This is a genomic window from Robbsia andropogonis, assembly GCF_000970345.1.
Taxonomy (GTDB): domain Bacteria; phylum Pseudomonadota; class Gammaproteobacteria; order Burkholderiales; family Burkholderiaceae; genus Robbsia; species Robbsia andropogonis.
The window spans coordinates 62,525-88,257 of record NZ_LAQU01000020.1 but is presented as its reverse complement, the minus strand read 5'-3'; the positions used below and the strand labels follow the sequence as shown (position 1 = coordinate 88,257).

The window sequence follows — 25,733 nt, the reverse complement described above, 5'->3', positions numbered from 1 at the left end:
GTTAGAAATGCAGACTAATCGCTAATCCAGCGCTGAAATCTGCGTTCTTTACACGAGGAAAAGTCCATGTTGAAAAAACTGCTGGCCGCCGCCGTAGTGTTTGCATCCACCGCGTCCATGGCCTGGGCCGTGAATATGAATACGGCCAGTCCGGAGGATATTGCCAAGCACGTTACCGGCATTGGCCCGAAATTGGCGCAGGCCATCATTTCAGAGCGGGAGAAGCAACGCTTCGCCGACGCCCAGGATATGACGCGTGTACGTGGAATCGGCGATAAGATGGTCAACCGCATTGCGGAGTCCGGCGCGACATTCGATTGATATCCCGAACGGCTAAACAATCAGGTGGCGTGTTGACGCCACTTGGGTCTTAGCACCCTATCTCCCTATTCCTGGCAGGGGATTGCCTGTCAGGAATAGGAAAAAAGCGTGATTGGTCTAGCCAACCGATCGCGCTTTTTTTATGGGCGCGTCGCGCCGCCGGTCGACCGAGACTCAATCGGCTACAATCGTCGCACGGTGGCAAGGACTAATTTGAGCGTGATGATGGCCTACAAAACGATTGAAGATACGATCGGCAATACGCCGCTGGTGCAATTGGTGCGGCTGGTCGACGACGAGATACGCGCGCGCGGCAATGTCGTGTTGGCAAAGCTGGAAGGCAATAATCCGGCGGGATCGGTGAAGGACCGACCGGCATTGTCGATGATCAAGAAGGCGGAGGCGCGCGGCACCATCAAGCCGGGCGACACGTTGATCGAAGCGACGAGTGGCAACACCGGTATCGCGTTGGCGATGGCCGCGGCATTGCGTGGCTACAAGATGATCCTGATCATGCCGGAAGATCTTTCGATCGAACGGCGCCAGAGCATGGCCGCGTATGGTGCGGAGATCCAGTTGACGCCTGTCAGCGGGGGCATGGAATACGCTCGTGATCTAGCGGAGAAGATGCAGCGCGAAGGGAAGGGCGTGATCCTGGACCAATTCGGTAATCCGGATAATCCGGTCGCCCATTACGAGGGCACGGGTCCCGAGATCTGGCGCGACACCGAAGGGCGCATCACCCATTTCGTGTCGTCGATGGGTACCACCGGCACCATCATGGGGACATCACGATTCTTGAAGGAAAAGAACGATGGTATCCAGATTGTTGGCGCGCAGCCGGCGGAAGGATCGCGTATTCCGGGCATCCGGAAATGGCCCGAAGCGTATATGCCGACGATTTTCGACCGCGCGCGGGTCGATCGGGTTGAGTCGGTATCGCAGGTGGAGGCCGAGACGATGACGCGCAAGATGGCATCGGTCGAGGGCATATTCGCGGGTATCTCGAGCGGCGGGACCGCGCATATCGCGCTGAAGCTGGCGCGCGAGCTTGACAATGCGACCATCGTGTTCATCGTCTGCGACCGCGGTGATCGTTACTTGTCCACCGGCGTATTTCCTGCCTGATCCACGCGCCACCGCTTGCCGCCAATACGCGGGCGGCGCGATGGCACAAGGATCAACCGCCGCTCGCCAGCATCTTCGCCTTGATCGCTTGCGCCAATTGGTAGACCGACGTCGCGTAGAAGAAACTGCGGTTGTAGCGTGTGATGACATAGAAGTTGTTCAGGCCCAGCGCGTATTGCGTGGCCTGACCTGGCGTCGGAAGGTCGACGACCGTCACCGGCGTGCCTTGCATCGCGTTGATGTCAACGTCCGGTTCATCGAGCAGCATGCCCGCTTTCGTCAGTTGTCCCAGCGCCCAATGCGGTTCCGGCTTCCCGTCGGCAGCAGCTTGCGCGATGCCCTGACTGCCTGCATCCGCGCCGATGCGCCACATGACCGGCTGACCACTTTCCCACCCATTTTGCTTCAGGTAATTCGCAACGCTGCCGATCGCGTCCGCGGCGCTGCTGCGCAGATCGATCGAGTTCGAGTTGTCAAAGTCCACCGCATATTGCGAAATGCTGGAAGGCATGAATTGCGGAATACCGATGGCGCCCGCGTACGATCCCTGGACCGACGCGGGATCGATATTTTGATCGCGTGTCCAGATCAGCAGGTCCGCCAGATTCTTACGGAACATCTGCATCCGGTCGTTGCGATTCGGCGTGTTCGGATAGTCGAATGCCAAGGTCGTCAGCGCATCGAGTACGCGAAAGTTGCCCATGTATTTGCCATACAGCGTTTCCACGCCGATGATCGCGACGATTACTTCCGGTGGCACACCGTACTGTGCACTCGCTTTGTCGAGCCACTGGCGGTTTGCCTGCCAGAACTTCACACCGCCGTTGATGCGAATCGGTTCGATGAATCGGCGCTGGTAGACGCTCCAGTTCTTCGCCGATGGGTTTGGCGAGGGCGTGACGAGCTTGACGGCGCTGGCGGAATAGCTGACCTGGTTGAAGATCTGGTGCAACACAGCCGGATCGAAATCGTAGCGGGCGACCAGGTCGTCGATGAACGCGTTGACTTGCGGGTCGTTTTCAAACCGTTGCGGGACGATTTCCTCTTCGAACATCTGGCCATTCGCCGGTGTGGCCTCCGGTGCGCCTTGCGCATGCGCGGCTGCGCCGGCAAAGCTCAGCGCCGCTACGCCGCATGTCAGCATCAGGCGCATCGCGGTCAAGGAAAATCGGCCAGAGGAACAGGGCGCAGTTGTGCGCGCGAAGGTCCTCAACCCGCGGTGAAACGTCAAGATCATGGTCATGTATCGTTGCGGTGTTGTTTGGGAGTATAACGTACGACATCGAGTGTGCCCGGCCATGGACCGGCCGCGCCCCCTGGAGACCGCAATGCCCAGCGCTTTCTTTTCGCATCCCGACTGCCTCCGGCACCAGACGGATGCCGGACACCCCGAATGTCCGGAACGGCTGCATGCAATCGATGACCAGGTCATCGCGGCACGGCTCGACGCGTGGTGGCTGCCGCAAAGCGCACCGCTTGCGGATCGCGCCAGCTTGCTGCGCGCCCACGACGCCGACTATCTCGATCGGATTGCCGCGTGCGTGGCATCGCTGTCGGCCACGCCGCAGGGGCCATCATCGGCGGCAGCAGGGGACGGCGCACGGAAAACGTCACCTCGGTCCGCCATGGATGGGACGTTCGCCTACCTGGATGGCGATACCGTCGTCAGTCCGGGTTCCTGGCAGGCCGCGCTTCGGGCGGCGGGCGCGGCGGTGGCCGCGACCGATGCGGTCCTCGATGGCCGGTTCGACAACGCCTTTTGCAGCGTCCGCCCACCAGGACACCACGCCACCCGCAATCAGGCGATGGGGTTTTGTCTGATCAATAACGTGGCCGTTGCCGTACTCCACGCATTGGCGGAACGAGGTTTGCAACGGGTCGCCATCATCGATTTCGATGTGCACCACGGCAACGGCACCGAGTCGATCTTTGCCGGCGACGACCGCGTGTTGATGTGCAGTACCTTCCGGCATCCTTTCTATCCTCACTGCGGCGTGCCCGGACCGGCCTCGAACATCGTCAACGCGCCGTTGTCCGCCGGCGCCGATGGGGCGGCGTTCCGTGACGCCGTGCAGACGCACTGGCTGCCCAGACTGCAGGCTTTTGCACCGGAAATGGTGTTTGTCTCCGCCGGTTTCGATGCCCATCGGGAGGATGAGATGGGCGGGCTGGCGCTGGTGGAGGCCGACTACGCCTGGGTGACCGAAAAAGTCCGCGACATCGCCATGCAATATGCTGCCGGCCGCATCGTGAGCGTGCTCGAGGGTGGCTATGCTTTTTCGGCGTTGGGGCGTAGCGTGGTCGCTCATCTCAGGGCAATGGCCAATCTATAGACGGGTTCCCGGGGTATGGCCCGCCGATAAGGTCCGGATTGCAGCGTCAAATTGTCTCGGTTCATAGTTTTTGCTTATATGCTGATGGCGAACGTTTCTGATCGGTCAGGTTTGCGCAAGGTAGAATGCGGGTCTTTTACAGGCTGGCATGGACTTCGTCGGTCCCTGCCGCCGCCTGTGCCAATCCTGCATGACACCAACCCCATGCACCAATACGCTCCGGTGCCACGCCGGGTGGCACGCGGTGCGTGAAGCCTTGCCGGTGTCGCCAACAGACCGTTTCATGATCGACATATCGGACTTGACGCAACGCTTTCCCGGCTCAAAAGGCCCGGTGGAGGCGTTGCGCGCCATCAACCTGAAGATTGCAGCCGGCGAAGTGTTCGGCATCATCGGCCGCAGCGGTGCCGGCAAGAGCACGTTGGTGCGGACGATGAACCTGCTGACACGGCCCACCGAAGGACGGGTCGTCGTTGCCGGGCGTGACTTGACTGCGTTGTCGCCGGATGCGTTACGTGCCGCGCGTCGCGACATCGGCATGATCTTCCAGCATTTCAACCTGCTGTCCTCGCGAACCGTCTACGGGAATGTGGCACTGCCGCTGGAATTGGCCGGCATCTCGAAAGCGCAAATCGAAAAGACGGTCACGCCGTTGCTCGAACTGGTCGGGCTGAACGGTCATCGCGACCGCTATCCCTCACGGATCAGTGGTGGTCAGAAGCAGCGCGTGGGCATTGCGCGCGCGTTGGCGAGTCAACCGAAGGTGCTGCTTTGTGATGAGGCGACGTCTGCGCTCGATCCCGAGACGACGCGCTCGATTCTCGACCTGCTGCGCAAGATCAACAAGGAACTGGGACTGACCATTGTCCTGATCACGCACCAGATGGAAGTGATCCGGCATATCTGCGACCGCGTCGCCGTACTCGACGCGGGCCGCGTCGTGGAGAGCGGCCGGGTCATCGACGTGTTCCTGCAGCCGCACCACGAAGTCACACGCGCGATGATCGGAGACGTGATTGCGCAAGAACTGCCGCCGGGACTGAAGGCACGTATCGGCGAAAAACTGGTGGCGGGTCGCGATCACCTGTTCCGCCTGGCTTTTTCCGGCGACGGCGTGGGTGAGCCTGTGATTTCGGAAACCATTCGTCGCTTCGCGATCGATATCACGATCCTGCACGGTCAGGTCGCCGAGATCCAGGGCCAGGCATTCGGTTCGCTGGCGGTGCTGGCCAGCGGTGCACCGGGAACCGTGGCCGAAGCGATGGCGTCGCTGCGGACACGCGGCGTGATCGTCGAGGAGTTGTCGCATGCTTAGCCAAATGTATGACCTGTTCCTCTCGTCGTTCTGGGAAACGTTGTTCATGGTCGGTATTTCCGGCGTGATCGGTGCCGCGGTGGGCGTGCCCATCGGCATTGTGCTGTATCTGACCGACCGCCAGGGTGTGTTGTCGAATGCCGCTGTCAATGGCGTGCTCGGTGTCATCGTCAATGCCGTTCGCAGTACGCCATTCATCATCCTGCTGGTGGCGGTGATCCCGTTCACGCGCCTGATCGTCGGGACATCGATCGGGACCGCGGCGGCCATCGTGCCGTTGACGATCGCGGCGGCGCCTTTTGTCGCGCGTCTGGTGGAGACGGCATTGCGTGAAGTCGACCGGGGCCTGATCGAGGCGGCACAGTCGATGGGGGCATCCAACTGGCAGATCGTGACAAAGGTGCTGTTACCTGAGGCCTGGCCTGGCGTGATCGCGGGTCTGACGATCACCTTCGTCAGCCTGGTGGGCTATTCCGCGATGGCCGGCGCGATTGGGGGGGGAGGGCTCGGTGACCTGGGTATCCGCTATGGCTATCAACGCTTCCAGCCGGACGTGATGGTGGCGGTGGTGCTGATTCTGATCGTCTTCGTGCAACTGGTGCAGTCCGCCGGTGACTGGCTGGTGCGCCGCTTGAGCCATAAGTAATCCATTACCCATACGAGGCAAACCGCCCATGCAACGCCGTTCTCTCTGCAAGTTGATCGCGACCACTGTTTCAGCGATGGCATTGTCCACCGCCGCACTGCACGCCATGGCAGCTGATGAGACCATTAAAATTGGTGTCACGGCGGGACCACACGCGCAGATCATGGAGCAGGTCAAGAAAGTAGCCGCCCATGAAGGCTTGAATCTGAAGATCATCGAATTCAGCGATTACGTACAGCCGAACGCGGCGCTGGCGGCCGGTGATATCGATGCAAACAGCTATCAGCACCAGCCGTACCTGGACGCGCAAGTACGCGACCGCGGTTACAAGCTGGTCAGCGTGGCGCAGACGATTAATTTTCCGATGGGCATTTATTCGCGCAAGATCAAATCGCTCTCCGAGTTGAAGTCGGGCGCGCGCGTCGCCTTGCCGAATGATCCGACCAACGGTGGTCGGGCCTACCTGCTGCTGCAAAAGGCGGGACTGATCAAGCTGCGTGCGGGGGCGGGCCTGTCCGCGACATCGATCGATGTGGCCGAGAATCCGAAAAAGCTGAAATTCGTTGAATTGGACGCCGCGCAGATCCCGCATTCGCTGGATGACGTGGATATTGCCGCGATCAACACAAACTTCGCGCTGGAAGCAGGCTTGTCGCCGGCAAGGGATGCGATCGAGCTGGACCCGCCAACCGGCCCGTATGCGAACGTGCTGGTCGTGCGCGCGCAGGACAAGGATAAGCCGTGGGTCGCGAAGTTGGTAAAGGCTTACCGGTCGCCGGGAGTGAAACAATTCGTGACAACCACGTTCAAGGGCTCCGTCATCACCGCGTGGTAATGTCGCGAATAGCACTGGAAAGCCCGCCTGGCGTGGGTTTCCGCCGTGGGATGCGTGACCGTGACCGGTGATCGCCCGATGGGTGCGGCAGTCTTATTCCGTAGTAAATCCCCTCACTAGAGTGCAGTATCAGTGACGGCGGTAGAATTTTCGAAGTTTTCCCATATAGAATAGAACGATCGTTCGTGATTGTTCTGAGCCGAGGAGCGTCTGCATGAAAATCTTGGTGCCCGTCAAGCGCGTGGTCGACTACAACGTCAAGGTGCGTGTGAAGTCCGATGGCACGGGTGTCGACATTGCCAATGTGAAGATGTCGATGAATCCATTCGACGAAATTGCCATCGAGGAAGCGGTCCGATTGAAGGAAGCCGGCGTGGTTACCGAGATCGTCGCCGTGTCGTGTGGTGTGACCCAGTCGCAAGAAACGCTGCGCACCGCGTTGGCGATCGGCGCGGACCGCGCGATCCTGGTGGAATCGACCGAGGAATTGCAGCCGCTGGCTGTCGCCAAGATCCTGAAGGCGCTGGTCGACAAGGAACAGCCGCAGTTGGTGATTCTGGGCAAGCAGGCGATCGATGACGATTCGAACCAGACCGGCCAGATGCTGGCGGCGCTGGCGAACCTGCCGCAGGCGACGTTCGCGTCGAAGGTCACCGTGGCCGATGGTCGCGTGACGGTCGCGCGGGAAGTGGACGGTGGCGCGGAAACGCTGTCGCTGTCACTGCCGGCGGTGGTGACGACGGACCTGCGCTTGAACGAGCCGCGCTACGTCACCTTGCCCAACATCATGAAGGCGAAGAAGAAGCCGCTCGAGACGGTGACACCGGATGCGCTGGGCGTGGATGTCGCGCCGCGCCTGAAGACGCTGAAGGTATCCGAGCCGCCGCAACGCAAGGCCGGGGTCACGGTACCCGACGTCGCCGCGTTGGTCGATAAACTGAAGAACGAAGCGAAGGTGTTGTAATCATGACGATTCTGTTGATCGCGGAACACGACAATCGTGACATTAAAAGCGCGACGCTGAACGCCGTGACGGCGGCACAGCAGATCGCACAGGCCGGCGGTGGCGATATCCATCTGCTGGTGGCGGGTGCCGATGCGCGCGCTGCGGCCGATGCGGCGGCGAAGATTGCCGGGGTGGCGAAGGTGCTGTTGGCCGACGATACCTCGCTAAAGGACGGCCTTGCCGAAAACGTCGAGAAGACGGTGCTGGGCATTGCCGGGGCGTATTCGCATATCGTGCTGCCGGCCACGGCGTATGGCAAGAACATCGGGCCGCGTATCGCCGCGAAGCTGGACGTGGCACAGGTGTCTGACATCACGGCGGTTGTCAGCGCCGATACGTTCGAGCGCCCGATTTACGCCGGCGCGGCTATCGCGACGGTGCAGGTTGCTGATGCGGTCAAGGTCATTACGGTCCGTGGTACGGGCTTCGACGCGGCCGCAGCGGACGGTGGTACCGCCACGGTGGAAAACATCGCCGCCGGCGGTGATGCCGGCGTGTCGCAATTCGTTGGCCGTGAGTTGACGAAGCTTGAGCGCCCGGAACTGACATCGGCGCAGATCGTCGTGTCGGGTGGCCGGGGGATGGGCAGCGCCGAGAACTACCATAGCGTGCTGGAACCATTGGCCGACAAGTTGGGCGCGGCACTGGGCGCATCGCGTGCGGCGGTGGACTCGGGTTTTGCACCGAACGACTCGCAGGTGGGCCAGACCGGGAAGATCGTCGCGCCGCAGTTGTATGTTGCCGTGGGCATCTCCGGTGCGATCCAGCATTTGGCCGGGATGAAGGATTCGAAGGTGATCGTCGCGATCAACAAAGACCCGGAAGCGCCGATTTTTGGCGTGGCCGACTACGGTCTGACCGCCGATTTGTTCGAAGCAGTACCGGCCTTGGTCAAGGCGCTGTAACGTCGACGATGGTGGTTCGGGTGTGGCTGGGCCGTCACCACGGACAACAACAATAAAAAGACGAAGGGGCCCGTATGGGTCCCTTTTTTTATTTTTGAAGGAGACGAAGCATGGAGTATCAGGCGCCGGTAGAAGAAATGTTGTTCCTGATGACGCGTGTGGGCGGCCTGGAACGCATTGCCCGCTTGCCGGGATTCGGGGAAGCTACGCCGGATACCGCCGCCGCGGTGTTGGACGAGGCGGCGCGTTTCGCCAATGGCGTATTGGCGCCGTTGAATACCGTCGGTGATCGCACACCACCCGTTGTTCAGGGTGATCGCGTCAAGGTGTCGCCTGGATTCAGTGAGGCGTTTACGCAATTTTCGGAAAGCGGTTGGCAGGGCCTGCGTCATCCGGAGAAATTTGGTGGCCAAGGCATGCCGCGCGTGCTTGCCACCGCTTGCCTTGAGATGTGGAACGCCGCAAACCTGTCATTTGCCTTGTGTCCGCTGTTGACCGACGGGGCAATCGAAGCGTTGCTGGCGGCCGGCAGCGAAGATCAGCAGGCGCGCTATTTGCCGCCGCTGGTGGCGGGTACCTGGGCGGGTACGATGAACCTGACCGAGCCGCAGGCCGGCTCCGACCTGGCGCGAGTGCGGACCCGTGCCGAGCCGCGGGAAGATGGTAGTTATCGACTGTTCGGTACGAAAATCTTTATCACGTACGGTGACCATGACATGGCCGAGAACATCGTCCATCTCGTGTTGGCGCGCCTTCCCGATGCTCCGCCCGGCGTGAAAGGCTTATCGCTTTTTCTCGTGCCCAAGTTCCTGCTTACCGCGGACGAAGCGGTGATCAACGCGGAACCGGCCAGTGCCATGGCACTCGGCGATGGTGTGCGTAACGATGTGCGTTGCGTGTCGATCGAGCATAAGCTCGGCATTCACGGCAGCCCGACGGCAGTGCTGCAGTTTGGTGATCACGGCGGTGCATGGGGGGAAATGCTGGGCAAGCCGAACCACGGGTTGCAGACGATGTTCATCATGATGAACGCGGCCCGGTTTGGCGTAGGGGTGCAGGGCATCGGCCTGGCTGACCGCGCGACACAGGCGGCGCGCGCGTATGCAATGCAGCGCGTACAGGGGCAGCCGGTGGAGACACCCGCCGATGATGCGTCGAAGGCGGCTGCGCCGGATTCGCGCGCCGCGGCGACCGATACGCGCCACGCAGCCGCCACGCAGCGGACCATCATCGCGCACCCGGATGTGCGACGCAGCGTGGCGACCATGCGCGCGATGACCGAAGCGGCGCGTGCATTGGCGGTGTTTGCCGCCAGCCGAGGCGACCACGCCGAGCATAATCCTGATGCGGGCGTGCGTCAGGCCGCGCAGGTGCAATACGATTATCTGGTGCCGATCATCAAGGGCTGGTCCACCGAGATGGCCGTGGAGGTGGCCAATATTGGTATCCAGGTACACGGTGGGATGGGTTTTATCGAGGAGACGGGCGCTGCGCAATATCTGCGAGATGCCCGCATTCTGCCGATTTATGAAGGAACCACCGCAATCCAGGCAAACGACCTCGTTGGCCGGAAGACCGTACGGGACGAGGGCGCCGCGGCCGGGCACTGGCTGTCGTGCATCGATGCTTGCATTACGGCGCTGCATGCTGCCGGCGGCCGCGATGCCGGTGCGGCCGCCGCGGCGTGGTCGTCGATTGCCGCGCAGTTGTCGCAGGCACGCGACGCCTATGCCGCCGTTGTCGAATTCATCGTCAATGCCGCGCAGACGGATCCTGCCGCCGCCTATGCGGGAAGCGTCGCTTATCTGCAACTCGCGGGCGTGACATTGTCGGGATGGCAATTGGCGCGTGCCGCATTGCTTGCCGCGGGCCTCGACGATGGCTTCATGGACGGTGCCGAGAAGTCAGATACAGGACGGGACGCGCCGCTGGCGTTCGACGTGGGGCCGGCATTTGCCGAGACGAAGCGCGCGCTGGCGCGTTGCTTTGCCGAACAGGTCATGCCCCGGACATCCGCGTGGCGGATCGCCATCGTCAGTACGCGAGGCGATCAAGGTATCTACGCTTTGCCGGACGACTGGCTTTGATCGACCAGGCGAAAACCGGATCGCAGCCCGTGTCCTGCCGCGGTCCGTCGCGAAGGGCTGCCCAGGCCGCCGGCGAAAGACGTCAGGCGAAAGCAGGCCGGGGACGCGGTGGGGCGGGTTCGCGCAAGTAACGGAAGATCGAGAGGTCGTCGGAGGCGATTTCCGGCGTTTTCCCGCTGATCAGGTCGGCGAGCAATTGTGCCGAGCCGCACGACATCGTCCATCCGAGCGTCCCGTGTCCGGTGTTCAGGAAGAGGTTGCGTACCGGTGTCGCGCCGACGATGGGGGTACCGTCCGGCGTCATGGGCCGCAAACCTGTCCAGAAACTGGCTTCAGCGGTATTGCCGGCGCCGGGGAACAGGTCGTTCACGCACATCTCCAGCGTGGCGCGCCGTGCCGGCCGCAACGTGCGGTCATAACCGACAATCTCCGCCATGCCACCTACCCGGATACGGTCGTCGAAACGGGTGATGGCGATTTTGTAGGTTTCGTCCAGCACCGTCGATACCGGCGCGTGCGCGGCGTTGGTGATCGGCACGGTGATCGAATAGCCTTTCAGCGGATACACCGGCACGTTGACGAGACCACGCATGAAGCCGGTGGAAAACGCGCCCAGCGCCACGACGATCTTGTCGGCACGCACCAGTTCGTTCCCGCATTGCACGCCGATCGCCGTATCGCCGGCGAGCGCCAGGGCCTCGATGGGTGTGTCATAGCGAAACGTCACGCCGTGCGCTTCGCACATGCTGGCAAGGCGGGTCGTGAATAACTGGCAATCGCCTGTTTCATCTTTTGGCAAACGCAAGCCGCCCGTCAACTTGCCGATGGCCGCCGCTAACGCAGGTTCGGCTTGCGCCAGTGCGGTGCCTTCGAGCAATTCGAAAGGGACACCCGCGTCGCGCAAGACTTGAATGTCTTTCGCCGCACCGTCGAACTGCGCCTGTGTGCGGAACAACTGCAACGTGCCGCCCTGGCGACCCTCGTACTGGATTCCCGTCTCGTCACGCAATGCGCGGATGCAGTCCCGGCTGTACTCCGCCAGGCGGACCATGCGGCCTTTGTTCACGGCGTAACGATCGGCCGTGCACTGCGTCAGCATGTGCCACATCCAGCGCAATTGGGCGGCGGTACCGTCCGGGCGGATGGTCAGTGGCGGATGCTTGGCGAACATCCATTTAATCGCCTTCAGTGGCACGCCGGGCGCCGCCCAAGGGGACGCATAGCCTGGGGAAATCTGACCGGCATTGGCGAAACTGGTTTCCAGCGCCGGGCCGGGTTGACGGTCGATGACCGTGACGTCGTGGCCGGCGCGGGCCAGGTAGTACGCGCTGGTTGTCCCGATGACACCCGCGCCAAGAACGATGATTTTCATCGCGGCATCCGTTGGAGATCTTCCGCATGCCCTGCGGACGTCGAGGGGCATGGCGATTCATTAGTAATTGTCGCTATACTATTTCTAGATTCACGGATTTTGTTATTGAATAGTTGCCGGTTTTCAGCAATTATTCGCGCATTCCCGCTCTTCGCATTCCGACACCGCCCATGCGTACCCAACATAAAGCCGTTCGTACACTCGATCGGATCGATCGACGTATTCTGACGTTGCTGCAGGAAGACGGGCGCATGGCTATGAAGGACCTGGCGGAGCAGGTCGGACTGTCGATCACGCCGTGTATCGAACGCGTCAAGCGGATGGAGCGCGATGGCGTGATCATTGGTTACTTCGCGCGCGTGGACCCGGCGCAACTCGGTGCGTCGCTACTGGTGTTCGTCGAGATCACGTTGGACCACAAGAACGGCAATATGTTCGAGAAGTTCCGGCGCGAGGTGATGAAGGTGCCGGAAGTGCTCGAATGCCACCTGGTGTCCGGCGATTTCGACTACCTGATCAAAGCGCGCATAGGCGAAATGGCCGATTACCGGAAGATACTCGGCAATGTATTGCTGCAACTGCCGGGCGCGACGCAATCAAAGAGCTATGTCGTGATGGAAGAGGTCAAGGAGACGCTTGTCATTCCCATCGCCGAGCGATCCGAGTAAGCGCCGGATCGCCTGCACGGTGTCTTCAAAACAGGTTCATCTGAGGATGGACCAACGGGGCGATCGCGGTCGCGTTTGCTTGCGTTTGCTTTCGGATAGGGCGCTGGTGTTTTTCCTGCCGTGCCAGTGCGTCGAGTCGTGCGGGACTGCCGGCAAACAGATCACAGCGCAACGGTGGCCGCGACACATTCACACCATGGCGACGGCAAGCCATATTGAAACGTTGGGCCAGTAGTTCGGCGAACAACCCGGTACCACGCATTCGCTGACCGAAGGTCGCATCGTTATGCCGTCCGTCGCGCATCTGCTCGATGAGACTCAATACGTGTCGACGACGATCCGGGTAGTGCGTTTCAAGCCAGGCGATAAACAGATCCCGCACTTCCAGTGGCAGCCGCAACATGACATAGCCGGCATGCTGCGCACCGGCACGCGCCGCCTCCTGGATGACATGTTCGACATCGAAATCGGTCAGCGCGGGAATCACCGGCGCCACCACGACACCGCAGGGAATGCCACGCGCGTGCAACTGGCGAATGGCCTCGATGCGACGTGACGGCGTGCTGGCGCGTGGTTCGAGTTTCCGCGCAATCTCCGCGTCAAGCGTGCCTACGGACATAAACACCCGCACCAGTCCCTGTCGCGCCATCCGCTCGAGAATGTCGGCGTCTCGAACCACCAATGCGGATTTCGTCGTGATCGCGATGGGATGCCGATAAGCCTCGGCCAGCGCCAGTACTTCGCGCGTGATGCGGTAGGTGCGCTCGATCGGTTGATAGGGGTCGGTGTTGGCCCCGAGCGCCAGCACATCGGCGCGATAGCCGGGCTTATCGAAGGCTTCGCGTAGTTTCTCGACCGCGTTCGTTTTCACGTAGAGCTTGGTTTCGAAGTCGATGCCCGGTGACAAATCGAGGTAGGCGTGCGTGGGGCGGGCGAAACAGTAGACACAGCCGTGCTCGCAACCACGATAGGCATTCAGTGAGCGATCGAATGGCACGTCGGGAGAGGTGTTGCGGGCGATGATGGTGCGCGCCGTTTCCGTGGTCACCATCGTGTGCAACCGGATCATCGGCTTTTCACGAGAAGCATTTGCGGTGTCGCGAACATGCTTGATGTCATTGTCACCGTCCTGTGGTGCACCACCGCGGTCATGATGGTCGGTTGACGAAACGTGCGCCGACCGGGTGTCATGGGCAGCGTCGTCGTCGATGCCGCCTTCGGCCGCGTCCCACGGACGACCCTCGTCATCGTGCCGACAGTGCGCATCCGCCTCGCGTGACCAACCCTGAAATCGCGGCACCGGGTTACTGACGGCGCCTCGCCCACGCGCTATCGTGTTGCCTCTGTCTGGATGGAAAGGCGTGCCCCCCGTGCCGCCATGCGACGCAATGGCGTGAGCCGCATTCGCGCGCCCAGTCGGTACGGCGCGACCGATATCGTCTTCGGCCGTCTCCCGGCCCGCCTCGGTGTCGTACCGGATGGCATTTGAGCGGGGCGGCGTCATATGCGCGGGGCGATGAGGCATGTCTGATATATCGGTGATGGTAAGGCGCCGGTACGTGATAACGCGATGCCACCCTGGGATACCAGTGGTCGGCGGCATGTCCCAGGCTGGTTGCAGCGCATCCGTGTTGAAAGACATGCAACAATGCGCCAGCAATATGTCGCGGCCTTTTGAGTACTGTATGGGTATACAGTATTTTTCGCAAGTCCTCGGTACGGCATCGGTCGTTCGGCCGGCGCGTTCCGCCTGGTCAGTGGGGATCGGCGACTGATGCCGCGGATCGCCGGAATCGCCATGAGACATGTGTCACCGCCGCAACATTTCGTTGTGACGACGCCAATCGTACGGTGCCATGCAGGCTGGCGGCGGCGGTCGCGACCTGGCCCGACAGCGCCGACATCACACTAAGTGTTTGGTAGCTAGCGAAATTCCCGCTATAATCGCGTGTTTCACGCTGCACACACACCAGATTTCTAGGAATTCAGTATGGTCATCATCCGCCTGTCCCGCGGTGGCGCGAAGAAGCGCCCGTTTTACAACATCGTTGCGACCGATTCGCGTAATCGCCGCGATGGCCGTTTCATCGAGCGTATCGGTTTCTACAATCCGGTCGCGCAAAAGGGCGAAACCTTGCGTATCGCGCAAGATCGCCTGACGTACTGGGTTGGTACCGGCGCACAGTTGTCGCCCGCAGTCGCGCGTCTGGCGAAGGAAGCCGCCAAGGCGACCGTCGCGGCAGCGCCGGCAGCAGCTTAAAGGCGAGCAGGTTTGACGTCGTTAGGATCGAATGCGCCGGGCTTCGGCGCTTTCCGCCCGCGCGCCCCAAAGGGGGGGGCGACGGAAAAGGCCGCCGATGAGCATCGCGAGGCCGATGTCGAGGTTGTCGCACAGGCCGATGCGGTGCCCGTTGAGCCGGTTGTTCTCCCGAACGACCTCATCGAGGTAGGGGTGATTGGCCAGGCGTACGGGGTACGCGGTCAGGTCAAGGTTTTCCCGCACGCTGGCGCCGCTGATGGCGACGCCGCGATGTTGAACGCCAAATATTGGTGGTTGCGCGGTCCACGCGAGTCGGCGCCGCGACGTACGGCGGTGCGGGGTGCCAAGGTGCACAGCGGTGCGGTCGCGGTTTCGATCGCTGGTTGCGACGATCGCGATGCGGCATTGGCGTTGAAGGGAACCGCGGTGCTGGTACGCCGCGCGGACTTTCCGGCGCTGCCTGACGGCGAGTATTACTGGGTCGACTTACTCGGCCTGGCGGTGGTGAATCCGGCCGGGACGGCGTTGGGCCGGGTTTGCGACCTGATGGACAACGGTGCGCATTCGGTTTTGCGGGTGGCGTATGACTCGCAGGAAGCCAACGGCCAGACGGTCGAGCGCGAACGGCTGATCCCGTTCGTCGATGCGTACCTGCGGGAAGTCGACCTGCCAGGCAAGCGGATTGTCGTCGACTGGGATGTCGATTATTGATACCCGGCAGCACGGTACGCCTGGAACCTCGTCAGGGGATCGGGGGCGACCGGCGGAGACGAGCATGCGGTTCGACGTGCTGACACTGTTCCCGGAGATGTTTCGGGCCTTGACCGATTGGGGCGTGACATCCCGGGCGGTCAAGCAGGGGCGCTATGCGTTGCACACGTGGAATCCGCGCGATTTCACGGTCGACTCGCATCGCACCGTGGATGACCGGCCTTATGGCGGCGGCCCCGGCATGGTAATGCTGGCCCGGCCGCTTGATGCCGCGATTACGGCGGCGAAAGCCGCGCAGCAGGCGGAGGGGCGCCCCGTGCCGCGCGTGGTGATGCTCTCGCCACAAGGCGCGCCGTTGACCCACAAGCGGGTCACGTCGCTGGCGGCGGAGTCGGGTCTGGTGTTGCTGTGCGGCCGGTATGAAGCGGTGGACCAGCGGTTGTTGGACCGATGTGTCGACGAGGAAATCAGTGTTGGTGACTTCGTGCTGTCGGGCGGCGAACTACCTGCAATGGCATTGATGGATGCGGTGATTCGTCTGCTGCCCGGTGTGCTGGGGGATGCCCAATCGGCGGTGCAGGATAGCTTTGTCGATGGTTTGCTGGATTGTCCGCACTACACGCGCCCTGAGGAATACGAAGGGGTGCGGGTGCCGGATGTGTTGTTGGGCGGTCACCACGCGCAGATTGTCGCGTGGCGTCGCCAGCGGTCTTTATCGAAAACCCGGGCACGCCGCCCGGATCTTATCGATGCGGCCCGTCGCGATGGATTGTTGAGCAAGGCCGATGAGGCCTGGCTCGCCAATCCGGCTTCATCGGACCCGGCGTGAACGATTGGTTTCAAGCCAATGACACGACGGGCGCGATAGGGCCGGACTACGGCGGCAGGAATGATTTCCTGCCGGTTTCCCCATCCTCTGCCGAGGCCTCGTGCATCAGCGCGGTATACAACGTCGGCAAGATGGTTTCAGGAGTAATCATGAATCTGATCGAACAACTCGAAAAAGAAGAAATCGCACGCGCTTTGGGCGATAAGACCATTCCGGAATTTGCGCCGGGTGACACGGTCGTCGTCAACGTGAACGTGGTTGAAGGTACGCGTAAGCGTGTTCAGGCTTACGAAGGCGTGGTCATCGCCAAGCGTAACCGTGGTCTGAATTCGTCGTTCATCGTTCGTAAGATCTCGTCGGGTGAAGGCGTCGAGCGTACCTTCCAGACGTACTCGCCGCAGTTGGCCAGCATCGAAGTCAAGCGTCGCGGTGACGTGCGTCGTGCGAAGCTGTACTACCTGCGCGCACTGTCCGGCAAGAAGGCGCGTATCAAGGAAAAGCTGGTCCGCAAGGAACAGCCGGCAGCCGCGGCAGAGTAAGCCACGGTACCCTGGGATGCGATTCCCGGGGGGCTCCGTGCGGTGGCGCGTTTGATCGCGATGCTTGCACGGGGCCGGCATGCAGTATCGGTTGTTGACAAAGGCACCTTCGGGTGCCTTTGTGCTTTTGGTGTTCGCACCGCAATATGGTCGTACAGAACAACAGGAATCCGCACCGATGCCAGACCGCCCGCTGTTCGATCCCGCCGTGCTACCGATAGAGGCACCCCCGGTGGACCTGGCGCCGTTGCCCGCCGAGGTGATGACCGCCGACGCATTGCGCCGACGTTTTGCCATTGCCGATACATTGCAATGGGTTCCGGAGCAGTTGGAGCCGCAGGGTCGCGAGTCGAGCCTGCATGCATCGTTGCGGCCGGCCGCTGTGCTGGTGTCATTGGTGACGCGGCCGGAAGAGCTTACCGTATTACTGACACAGCGCGCGGCGCACCTGACCGATCACGCTGGACAGATCTCGTTTCCAGGCGGACGGTGTGATCCTGAGGACCGCGATGTCGTCGCCACGGCGTTGCGCGAAGCATGGGAAGAGATCGGGCTCGCGGCCCGCCATGTCGAACTGCTGGGTTGCATGCCGGAATACATAACTGGCACCGGCTACGCCGTGACGCCGGTTGTTGCTCTAGTGCATCCGCCATTCGACGTCAAGCCAGCCGAGCGGGAAGTAGCCGAATGCTTCGAGGTGCCATTGGCGTTCTTGATGAACCCTCTGCATCACCAGATTCGCCTTTACCAGCCGCAGAGCCCCCCACCGACGAGCCGGCAAGAAGCATCACCATTGTTTTCTCGTCGAGACGGGATAGCGTCGTCTTTCGCGTTGCCCAGGACAATGACAGATCCGCTTGCGGCAGCAGGCGCCGACGTTGCAGCACCTACGGCGCGCCGTTTCTTTTCCATGCCCTATCCACGCGTCGATGGGCATGGAGAGCACTTCATCTGGGGCGCCACGGCAGGTATGTTGCGAAACCTCTACCACTTCCTTTCGGCCCAATGTAATTGACGTCTTCGAGCGTTACATTTGATGTTATTGTTACAAGCACATTGGTAACGTGTTCCTCGGATGGCGAGGTGTAAACGGTGCTTGCCGTATCCGTATGCCAATGCTGTTCCGTGTGTTCCGTCTTTTGCTTTGTGCAGCCGATCGCATGACTTTCTTTTCTGTACTTCTCGCCTTGATCCTCGAGCAGCTTCGCGCGCTCGACTCGAACAACGTCGTCTCGCGATTGCTGCGGCGACACGCCGAACGCACTGGCCGCGGCATGGATGGTGGACGCGGCAAGCACGGCGTGTTGGCGTGGTTGGGCGTCGTCCTGCCTTGGACGGTAGGGGTTGGCGTCATCTATTATTTACTGTGGCATGTCAGCTTTGTGCTGGCTTTCGCCTGGAACGTGGCCGTGCTGTATCTGACGCTTGGATTCAGGCAGTTCAGCCATTACTTCACCGATATCCAGGTTGCGCTCAATAACGACGATGTGCCGCTCGCACGTGAGTTGTTGCAGACCTGGACCGGCATTGAAACGCGAGACATGCCGGTCAGTGAGATCGTGCGTAACACGCTCGTCTATGCGGTGATCGCTTCCCATCGGCATGTGTTCGGCGTGTTTTTCTGGTTTCTGATTCCGATCGGTCCGGCGGGTGCAGTGTGCTATCGCATCGCCTCGCATCTGGCGGCAACGTGGACTGAGCCTTCGGCCGAGCACAGTCCGGCCTTCGCCAACTTCGCACGCCGCGCATTCTTCTATATCGACTGGATTCCGGCACGTCTGACCGCGCTGGGTTTTGCCATCGTGGGTAATTTCGAGGACGCGGTTTATGCCTGGCGCCATTACGGTGGTGTGTGGGCGGATACGAACGAGGGGGTGCTGCTGGCGGCGGGGAGCGGCGCGCTGGGCGCGCGCCTGGTGGAGCCCCAAGCGGAGCAAACGGCGACGGAGTCGTTCGGCACGTTCGATACGATGCTTGATCCTTACAACCGCCCCGCGCCGCTGCCGGTAGGGGATGATTGCACACCGAGAACGCTCCGTTCGGCGGTCGGGCTGGTCTGGCGTGCGGTCATCCTGTGGATGATTCTGTTGTTGATGGTGACGCTGTCGGTGTGGCTGGCGTGATGGTGTCGTCGTGCGGCGCGCACGAGGAAGGAATCAGCGCACGACCTGATTGGTCTCGTGTACCAATTGGGCGTACAGCGCATGCCGGTTCGGTGTGATTCGACCGTCGCCAAGCGCTTCGAGAATCGCGCAACCCGGTTCGTGCAGGTGACGGCAATTATAGAATCGGCATTTGCCCAGCAGCGGCCGGAAGTCGGGGAAGGCCCGCTCCAGCGTGCCTTCCGTCAAGTGGTGCAGGCCAAACTCCTGAAAACCGGGCGAGTCAAGCAGGGCGCCAGGCGCGCTGTTTTCATCGACTGATGGCAAGGCGTAGCGACGTGTGAAGGTCGTCGTGTGCTTGCCTGCATGCAATGCCGCGGAGATTTCGCGCGTTGCCGCTTCGGCACCTGGTACCAGTACATTGATCAGCGTCGATTTCCCCATTCCCGACTGACCCAGCAGCAACGTCGTACGGCCGCTCAGCGCCGGCGCCAGCGTGGCGCGCGCGCCCTGCGGATCGGCCCCGGCCGACAACGCATGAACCGGGTAGCCCAACGCGGCATACGGCGCCAGTCGACCGCGCGCGTGGGCCAGCGCATCGGTGACATCCACTTTGTTGAGGATGATGCAGGCACTAAGACCGTGTGCATCAGCTGCCACCAGGGCGCGGCCGAGCAGGTCCTCGCTGAAATGCGGTTCGGTGGCGACGACGATCGCAATCTGGTCGAGATTCGCCGCGAACAGCTTCGACTTGTATTGGTCGGAGCGGTACAGCAGGTTGCGGCGCGGCAGCACTGCATCGATGACACCCTGGTCCGCGGACTGCCGCGCCACGCTGACACGATCGTTGACGGCGACGTCGCTTTTCTTGCCGCGTGGAAAACATTGCATCAGCGGGCTGCCGTCATCCGGTGTCACGACGTAGTGTCGGCCGTGCGCGGCGATTACCGTCCCTTCGAACATGTCCGGGTCTGCCGCGCGGGCAGGAGCTTGCTTAGGTTGCGCCACGAATACCTTCCAACTGCAGCAGGCGATCGATGCGCTGCGATGCGGGGGGGTGAGAATAATAAAATGCCGAATATACCGGATCAGGTGTCAACGTCGACGCGTTGTCCTGGTACAGCTTCACCAGCGCATTGACGAGGTCTTGCGCCCGCGTCTGATCGGCGGCGAATGCATCGGCCTCGAATTCGTGCTTGCGCGACGTCAGCGCACTGATCGGCCCGGCGAAGAACAGGAAAACCGGTGCGATCAGGAAGAACAGCAGCAGCGCCAGGCCGGCGTTGTTCGTGCCGGCACCGTCCGGGTGCACCTGCATTTCCGTATAGAACCAGCTTTGTTGCATCAACCAGCCGAGCAAGGCGAGCAGGGCCAGGCTGATGCCGAACGTTGCCACCATCCGCTTGATCACATGGCGACGCTTGAAATGTCCCAGTTCGTGCGCCAGCACCGCCTCTATTTCGTCGCCGGACAGGCGCGAGATCAGCGTGTCGAAGAAGACAATGCGCTTGGCCGCACCAAAACCGGTGAAATAGGCATTGCCGTGCGCCGATCGGCGACTGCCGTCCATGACGAACAGGCCCTTTGCCGCAAAGCCGCAACGTTGCAGCAATGCTTCGATCCGCGTCCGGAGCCCGTCGTCGTCGAGTGGCTGGAATTTGTTGAAGAGCGGTGCGATCCACGTGGGATAGAGCACCAGCACGAGCACGTTGAATCCGACCCACACGGCCCATGCGTATAGCCACCACAGCGCGCCGGCGCGCGCCATCAGCCATAACACGACAAGCAGCAGGGGCAGACCGAGCACCGCGCCAATAGCGGTGGATTTCGCGAGATCGGCGAAAAACACGCCCGGTGTCATCTTGTTGAAACCAAAGCGCTCCTCCACGACGAAATGTCGGAGGTAGTCGAAGGGCAGATCGACTAGGCTGGTTATCCCCACCACTACGGCGATCAGCAGGACCTGCTGCAGCATGCCGTCTCCCAGCCAAGCGGTCAGCAGCCTATCCAATGCACCGGTGCCGCCGCCCAGGGTCAGCAACGCCAGCACCACGGCGCCAGTGACCACCTCCGCGGCGCTCAGTTTCGCGAGGGCAACGGTGTAGTCGGCGGCACGTTGATGTGCGTGGAGCGGGATCGTATCAGCGAAACGCGTCGGGACGCTGGCGCGGTGCGCGGCGACATGGCGGATCTGGCGCATGCCGAGCCACAGCTTGGTGGCGACCATCGCGGCCAGTGCAATGGCGAACAGAATCGAGAACATGGTAAGACGTCCGGCTAAGTACGCAGCATCGTGCGCTGAAGCACCCCATCGCGGCTGCCGGCCGCGTGTTTTACAGGGCGGAGGTGGGCATATCGGAGACCGTATGGCACTATGCGGGAATTATCGTTTCTTCGCTACTGTCGCCGTCATGTCCGTTCCTTCGTCTGAAACGCCCGTCGTATCGTCGCCGTCCGCGCCTGCCGTCCTCCCTCGCAGTGAATTCAACCTCGTCTGGGTGGACATGGAAATGACCGGCCTGCAGCCGGATACCGACCGCATCATCGAAGTCGCCGTGGTGGTCACCGATCCTCAACTGCAGGTGATGGTCGAAGGCCCTGTCTTGGCCATCCATCAATCCGATGCTGCCTTGGACGCCATGGATGACTGGAACAAGAATACGCATGGTCGTTCGGGTCTGATCGATCGGGTTAAGGCCTCGACGGTGACGGAGGCGGACGCGGTCGCGCAATTGCGCACCTTCCTCGGACAATACGTTCCCCCCGGCAAATCGCCGATGTGCGGCAATTCGATCTGCCAGGATCGCCGTTTCATGGCGCGTTGGATGCCGGAACTGGAAGCGTTTTTCCATTATCGCAACCTCGACGTCAGTACGCTGAAGGAGCTGATGCGCCGTTGGCGTCCTGACCTGATGAAGGGTTTCCAAAAGCGGGCGCAACATACGGCACTCGCCGATATCGTCGAATCGATTGACGAATTGAAATATTACCGCGAGCATTTCATCCGTTCCGACGCCGATAAAGCGTAAGCGTCCACGCGCACCGCATCGGCCGATCGTGCCAGTACCGCCGGTGCGTCGGTCAGCGTCGCGCGACCCTCATGCCCCAGGCTGCGGGCGTCGCGCCGATTTGGGCCGGAAAGCATCGACGATGGCGGGATCGGTTTCGATGTAGGGGCCGCCGATCAAATCCACGCAATAGGGCACGGCCGCAAAAATCCCTGGCACGCGCAATGTCCCATCCTCCTGCCGCAGGCCTTCCAGCGTTTCCTTGATCGATTTGGGCTGACCGGGCAGGTTGATGATCAACGCGGCATGCGTCGGCGTTTCTCGAATCACCGCGACTTGACGTGACAGGATCGCGGTGGGAACAAAGGCCAGGCTGATTTGTCGCATCTGCTCGCCAAATCCAGGCATCGTCTTTGTCCCCACCGAAAGTGTGGCCTCAGGTGTGACATCGCGGCGTGATGGGCCCGTGCCGCCAGTGGTCAGCACGAGGTCGCACCCCACGTGGTCGACCAGTTCGACGAGCGTTGCTGAAATATTGGCGGCTTCATCGGGGATCAACCGTGTCTCGATCCGGAACGGGCTGGTCAGTGCCGTTTCGAGCCACTGTGCCAATGCCGGTATGCCGGCGTCCTGATAGGTACCGGCGCTCGCGCGATCGCTGATGGAGACCAACCCGATCACGACTTCATCGGGATGGCCCCGTGCGGTGCGTGTAGGCGATTCACCGGTGCCTGCGTGTGCCGCACGGGGTGCATCAGGCGTTTCAGGCGGGGTGATCGATGTCGTCATCGTGGTCCTCGTCTTCTTCGTCGCCACCGTCCTCGTCTCCGGATTCGGCGCTGGCCACGGTGCTGGCCGCCTTTACCCATTGGAACAATTCGCGGTAATAGCGCGGCGACCCCTCACGCTGGCTTTCCCGGCGAGCGTTGCGAATCAGGGTTCGGCCTTGCTGGACGTCCGCTTCCGGGTAGCGTTGCAGGAAATCAGTCAGCGCGTCATCGGATTCGAGCAGTACGTCGCGCCACCGCTCGATAGCGTGCAGTTTCACCGTTTCCGCACGGCTGATGCCGCGGATCTTGTCGAGCGTTTGCCGCAACGCGGTCACGTCGGCGTCGTCCAGGCGGCGCATCACCTTGCCGACGAACTGAAGCTGCCGTCGACGACCTTCGTGGTCGGTGATCCGGCGCGTCTCGGTGAGGGCGTCAAACAGGGCTTCAGGCAGCGGCAATTTGCGGAAGGCCTCCTTGGGCAGTTCCGCTAGTTCCTTGCCCAGCACCTGGAGCGCTGCGGTGTCGCGTTTGCGCTGTGATTTACTGGGCCGGTCGTAGACCGGTTCACCATCAGGTCCCAGCGGGCTTTCGGGGAGTTCATTGGGCCGGCCGGCTTCCCCTGCGCGGCTGGCGTTTCGTTTGCGAGTCATGCGCGAATTGTACAGACCCAGCGGGCCGCTGTGCGTGTTGGCAGGGTTTGATATGATCGGGCGATGGCCGCCTGGCCTCTATCCAGGCTTCCGAGGAGATACGTCAACCCATGCCCGCAGCTCATACGTCCAAGACCTCGCGTTTGTTTCCCCATTCGCAGGACCAGTTGAAGGAGATCGCCAGCGATATCCTGAAGTACGCGAAGGAAATCGGTGGCACCGATGCCGCCACCGAGATCTCGGAAAGCGATGGCCTCTCCGTCAGCGTACGGCGCGATCAGGTAGAGACCATCGAGCACAATCGCGACAAGTCCGTCGGCGTGACCGTGTTCATCGGCAATCGACGCGGTAATGCGAGTACCTCGGATTTCACGCCGAAGGCACTGCGTGACACGGTGGCGGCGGCATACAATATCGCGCGATTTACCGCCGAAGACGACTGCGCCGGCTTGGCCGAGGAAGCGCTGCTCGAACGGTCTCCGCGTGACCTCGATCTATTCCACCCGTGGGACCTCGATGCGGAAACCGCCGTGGAGATCGCCCAACGTGCCGAGCAGGCGGCGTTCGAGACCGATCCGCATATCGAGAATTCCGACGGCGCGACGGTCGCGGCGCAACATTCGCAATTCGTCCTGGCCACCAGCCGTGGTTTCATCGGTGGCTACCCGGTCTCGCGGCATTTCGTTTCGTGCGCACCAATTGCCGGCTTGAATGGGCAGATGCAGCGCGATGACTGGCATTCGGTCAAGCGCGACGCCAAGCTGTTGAGCTCGGCCGAGAAAATCGGTCGCTATGCCGCCGAGCGTGCCTTGTCCCGCCTGGGCGCCCGGCCGATTGATACATGCAAGGCGCCGGTGCTGTTCGAAGCGCCGATCGCGATGGGGTTGATCGCGTCTCTGACGCAGGCCGTTGGCGGCGGGGCGTTGTACCGGAAAGCATCGTTTCTTGTCGACAGTCTCGATCGCCCGGTGTTGGCGGATCATATGAGCATTATCGAAGACCCGTTCGTGCCTGGCGCGATGGGCAGTGCACCGTTCGACGACGAGGGGGTGCGCGTGAGCAAGCGCGCGTTCGTCGAGGAAGGCGTGCTGCGAGGGTATTTTCTGTCGACGTACTCGGCGCGTAAGCTCGGCATGCCCACCACTGGTAACGCTGGCGGCGCGCACAACTTGAAGATCGTCAGCAAGCTGACCGATCCGGGCGATGACCTGGATGCGATGCTGCGCAAGCTCGATACCGGTTTGTTCGTGACGGATCTGATGGGACAAGGCGTGAATCTGATCACGGGCGATTATTCACGCGGCGCATCGGGGTTCTGGGTGGAAAACGGCAAGATCCGGTATCCGGTAGAGGAAATCACGATTGCCGGTAATCTCGGAGAGATGCTGCGCCACGTCGTGGCCGTGGGTGCCGATGAATTGGTTCGCGGCAATAAGACCTGTGGGTCGATCCTCATTGAACGGATGACGATCGCCGGGAAGGCATGAGCGGGCGGTGTGATGATGGTGGCGTGACTCGCATCATTGCGTCTGGCGACGTGGTGGGGCGTCAGGCGATGCGGTTGTCCATGCTGGTCGAAACCGCCACTGCTTAACGGCGGCGGTATTCGACAAATGCATAACCCAGGCGCGCCGTGCCGTTCTCGCGTGTCATCGGCGGATGGCTTTCCCGGGCAGTTTCTACCCAGATCGTCGGATCGGGGGCGGCAAAGAACGCATCGCCCTCGACATCGGCATCCACCTCGGTAATCAGCAACCGCTGCGCCAGACTCATCCCTTCCCTGTACAACTGCGCGCCGCCGATCAGGAACACCTCCGGCACGCCGTCCGACGCACACGCTTGCAGCGCTGCTTCCAGGCTGTTCACCGCGTCGCATCCGGCAAATTCGCGTGCGGGGTCGCGGGTGACCACGACATTTCGACGTCCCGGCAGCGGTCGTCTGATCGACTCGTGTGTCTTGCGGCCCATGACGACCGGCGCGCCCATCGTCGTTTTCTTGAAATACGCCAGGTCTTCCGGCAGGTGCCACGGCAACTGGTTGTCGCGTCCGATCACACCGTTGCGCGCGCGCGCGACAATGAGCGTCAATGGCGGTTGGGACAGCGGCTGTGCTGCAGGGGTCGGCTGGGTCATGGTGACGTCGGGTGGAAGCGGGCACGTCGACAGATCGATACATCGACCTGTCAGGTCGTTGGCCCGACATTGTATCGCTGTCGCTGTCGCTGTCGCGGCATCTTCCGGATCTGCC

General features: G+C 61.6%; 26 protein-coding genes. 18 read left to right on the top strand and 8 right to left on the bottom strand.

The window, feature by feature from the left end; genetic code table 11:
* Positions 1 to 66: 66 nt before the first annotated feature.
* On the top strand, positions 67 to 321 hold the full coding sequence (locus tag WM40_RS17645) for a ComEA family DNA-binding protein (protein WP_024901620.1): 255 nt from the start codon (positions 67 to 69) through the stop codon (positions 319 to 321).
* 225 nt (positions 322 to 546) lie between these two features.
* Positions 547 to 1,449, top strand: coding sequence for a cysteine synthase CysM (gene cysM, locus WM40_RS17640; protein ID WP_024901619.1), 903 nt, complete (start codon positions 547 to 549; stop codon positions 1,447 to 1,449).
* Positions 1,450 to 1,501: 52 nt separating this feature from the next.
* Here the strand turns inward: cysM and mltB are convergent, their stop codons facing one another.
* Positions 1,502 to 2,602: a lytic murein transglycosylase B gene (gene mltB, locus WM40_RS17635; RefSeq protein ID WP_046153522.1), complete on the bottom strand. Its 1,101-nt coding sequence runs from the start codon at positions 2,600 to 2,602 to the stop codon at positions 1,502 to 1,504.
* Positions 2,603 to 2,777: 175 nt separating this feature from the next.
* Here mltB and WM40_RS17630 point away from each other — a divergent pair, with 175 nt between their 5' ends.
* From WM40_RS17630 to WM40_RS17600, 7 genes are all read left to right on the top strand, one after another.
* Entirely contained in the window at positions 2,778 to 3,782 is a 1,005-nt protein-coding gene (locus WM40_RS17630) for a histone deacetylase family protein (RefSeq protein WP_046153542.1), read from the top strand.
* Positions 3,783 to 4,065: 283 nt separating this feature from the next.
* Positions 4,066 to 5,097 carry a methionine ABC transporter ATP-binding protein gene (locus WM40_RS17625; RefSeq protein WP_024901617.1) on the top strand — a complete coding sequence of 344 codons (1,032 nt, stop codon included), beginning with the start codon at positions 4,066 to 4,068 and terminating at the stop codon, positions 5,095 to 5,097.
* Entirely contained in the window at positions 5,090 to 5,743 is a 654-nt protein-coding gene (locus tag WM40_RS17620) for a methionine ABC transporter permease (protein WP_024901616.1), read from the top strand. Before WM40_RS17625 ends, WM40_RS17620 begins: the two co-directional genes overlap by 8 nt.
* A 28-nt stretch (positions 5,744 to 5,771) precedes the next feature.
* A complete protein-coding gene (locus WM40_RS17615; protein WP_046153521.1) occupies positions 5,772 to 6,578 on the top strand; it encodes a MetQ/NlpA family ABC transporter substrate-binding protein in 807 nt (268 codons plus the stop codon).
* Positions 6,579 to 6,792: 214 nt separating this feature from the next.
* Positions 6,793 to 7,542, top strand: a complete 750-nt coding sequence (locus tag WM40_RS17610) for an electron transfer flavoprotein subunit beta/FixA family protein (protein ID WP_024901614.1) — start codon at positions 6,793 to 6,795, stop codon at positions 7,540 to 7,542.
* 2 nt (positions 7,543 to 7,544) lie between these two features.
* Positions 7,545 to 8,489 carry an electron transfer flavoprotein subunit alpha/FixB family protein gene (locus tag WM40_RS17605; RefSeq protein ID WP_046153520.1) on the top strand — a complete coding sequence of 315 codons (945 nt, stop codon included), beginning with the start codon at positions 7,545 to 7,547 and terminating at the stop codon, positions 8,487 to 8,489.
* A gap of 110 nt (positions 8,490 to 8,599) precedes the next feature.
* Positions 8,600 to 10,576, top strand: coding sequence for an acyl-CoA dehydrogenase (locus tag WM40_RS17600; RefSeq protein ID WP_024901612.1), 1,977 nt, complete (start codon positions 8,600 to 8,602; stop codon positions 10,574 to 10,576).
* 82 nt (positions 10,577 to 10,658) lie between these two features.
* On the opposite strand, the gene WM40_RS17595 is transcribed toward WM40_RS17600, so the two are convergent.
* Positions 10,659 to 11,948, bottom strand: a complete 1,290-nt coding sequence (locus WM40_RS17595; protein ID WP_046153519.1) for a D-amino acid dehydrogenase — start codon at positions 11,946 to 11,948, stop codon at positions 10,659 to 10,661.
* 170 nt (positions 11,949 to 12,118) lie between these two features.
* Between WM40_RS17595 and WM40_RS17590 the strand changes: the two genes are divergently transcribed.
* Positions 12,119 to 12,616, top strand: coding sequence for an Lrp/AsnC ligand binding domain-containing protein (locus tag WM40_RS17590; RefSeq protein ID WP_024901610.1), 498 nt, complete (start codon positions 12,119 to 12,121; stop codon positions 12,614 to 12,616).
* 25 nt (positions 12,617 to 12,641) lie between these two features.
* Here WM40_RS17590 and WM40_RS17585 read toward each other — a convergent pair whose 3' ends face one another.
* Entirely contained in the window at positions 12,642 to 14,258 is a 1,617-nt protein-coding gene (locus tag WM40_RS17585; protein WP_236693575.1) for a PA0069 family radical SAM protein, read from the bottom strand.
* A gap of 348 nt (positions 14,259 to 14,606) precedes the next feature.
* On the opposite strand from WM40_RS17585, the gene rpsP reads away from it, so the two are divergent.
* From rpsP to WM40_RS17555, 6 genes are all read left to right on the top strand, one after another.
* Positions 14,607 to 14,876 (top strand): 30S ribosomal protein S16, encoded by a 270-nt coding sequence (gene rpsP, locus WM40_RS17580; RefSeq protein ID WP_024901608.1) that lies wholly within the window; start codon positions 14,607 to 14,609, stop codon positions 14,874 to 14,876.
* 12 nt (positions 14,877 to 14,888) lie between these two features.
* Positions 14,889 to 15,587: a ribosome maturation factor RimM gene (rimM, locus tag WM40_RS17575; RefSeq protein ID WP_046153518.1), complete on the top strand. Its 699-nt coding sequence runs from the start codon at positions 14,889 to 14,891 to the stop codon at positions 15,585 to 15,587.
* A gap of 64 nt (positions 15,588 to 15,651) precedes the next feature.
* Positions 15,652 to 16,416 (top strand): tRNA (guanosine(37)-N1)-methyltransferase TrmD, encoded by a 765-nt coding sequence (trmD, locus tag WM40_RS17570; protein ID WP_024901606.1) that lies wholly within the window; start codon positions 15,652 to 15,654, stop codon positions 16,414 to 16,416.
* A 149-nt stretch (positions 16,417 to 16,565) separates the two neighbouring features.
* Positions 16,566 to 16,955: a 50S ribosomal protein L19 gene (gene rplS, locus WM40_RS17565; RefSeq protein ID WP_024901605.1), complete on the top strand. Its 390-nt coding sequence runs from the start codon at positions 16,566 to 16,568 to the stop codon at positions 16,953 to 16,955.
* 178 nt (positions 16,956 to 17,133) lie between these two features.
* Positions 17,134 to 17,970, top strand: coding sequence for an NUDIX hydrolase (locus WM40_RS17560; protein ID WP_046153540.1), 837 nt, complete (start codon positions 17,134 to 17,136; stop codon positions 17,968 to 17,970).
* 145 nt (positions 17,971 to 18,115) lie between these two features.
* The gene (locus WM40_RS17555) at positions 18,116 to 19,078 is read left to right on the top strand and encodes a CobD/CbiB family protein (protein ID WP_046153539.1); all 963 of its coding nucleotides are present in this window, start codon (positions 18,116 to 18,118) and stop codon (positions 19,076 to 19,078) included.
* 33 nt (positions 19,079 to 19,111) lie between these two features.
* Here the strand turns inward: WM40_RS17555 and rsgA are convergent, their stop codons facing one another.
* Both rsgA and WM40_RS17545 read right to left on the bottom strand, forming a co-directional pair.
* Positions 19,112 to 20,020: a ribosome small subunit-dependent GTPase A gene (rsgA, locus tag WM40_RS17550; protein WP_096335507.1), complete on the bottom strand. Its 909-nt coding sequence runs from the start codon at positions 20,018 to 20,020 to the stop codon at positions 19,112 to 19,114.
* A gap of 31 nt (positions 20,021 to 20,051) precedes the next feature.
* Positions 20,052 to 21,320, bottom strand: coding sequence for a M48 family metallopeptidase (locus tag WM40_RS17545; protein WP_046153517.1), 1,269 nt, complete (start codon positions 21,318 to 21,320; stop codon positions 20,052 to 20,054).
* 148 nt (positions 21,321 to 21,468) lie between these two features.
* Here WM40_RS17545 and orn point away from each other — a divergent pair, with 148 nt between their 5' ends.
* Positions 21,469 to 22,086 carry an oligoribonuclease gene (orn, locus tag WM40_RS17540; RefSeq protein WP_036006997.1) on the top strand — a complete coding sequence of 206 codons (618 nt, stop codon included), beginning with the start codon at positions 21,469 to 21,471 and terminating at the stop codon, positions 22,084 to 22,086.
* Positions 22,087 to 22,155: 69 nt separating this feature from the next.
* Here orn and mog read toward each other — a convergent pair whose 3' ends face one another.
* Entirely contained in the window at positions 22,156 to 22,854 is a 699-nt protein-coding gene (mog, locus tag WM40_RS17535; RefSeq protein WP_082102902.1) for a molybdopterin adenylyltransferase, read from the bottom strand.
* Positions 22,829 to 23,485 carry a ribosome biogenesis factor YjgA gene (yjgA, locus tag WM40_RS17530; RefSeq protein ID WP_024901599.1) on the bottom strand — a complete coding sequence of 219 codons (657 nt, stop codon included), beginning with the start codon at positions 23,483 to 23,485 and terminating at the stop codon, positions 22,829 to 22,831. The genes mog and yjgA overlap by 26 nt, the downstream gene beginning before the upstream one ends.
* Positions 23,486 to 23,595: 110 nt before the next feature.
* Here yjgA and pmbA point away from each other — a divergent pair, with 110 nt between their 5' ends.
* The gene (gene pmbA, locus WM40_RS17525; protein WP_046153516.1) at positions 23,596 to 24,972 is read left to right on the top strand and encodes a metalloprotease PmbA; all 1,377 of its coding nucleotides are present in this window, start codon (positions 23,596 to 23,598) and stop codon (positions 24,970 to 24,972) included.
* A 103-nt stretch (positions 24,973 to 25,075) separates the two neighbouring features.
* On the opposite strand, the gene WM40_RS17520 is transcribed toward pmbA, so the two are convergent.
* The gene (locus WM40_RS17520) at positions 25,076 to 25,618 is read right to left on the bottom strand and encodes a dihydrofolate reductase (protein WP_024901597.1); all 543 of its coding nucleotides are present in this window, start codon (positions 25,616 to 25,618) and stop codon (positions 25,076 to 25,078) included.
* Positions 25,619 to 25,733 lie beyond the last annotated feature (115 nt).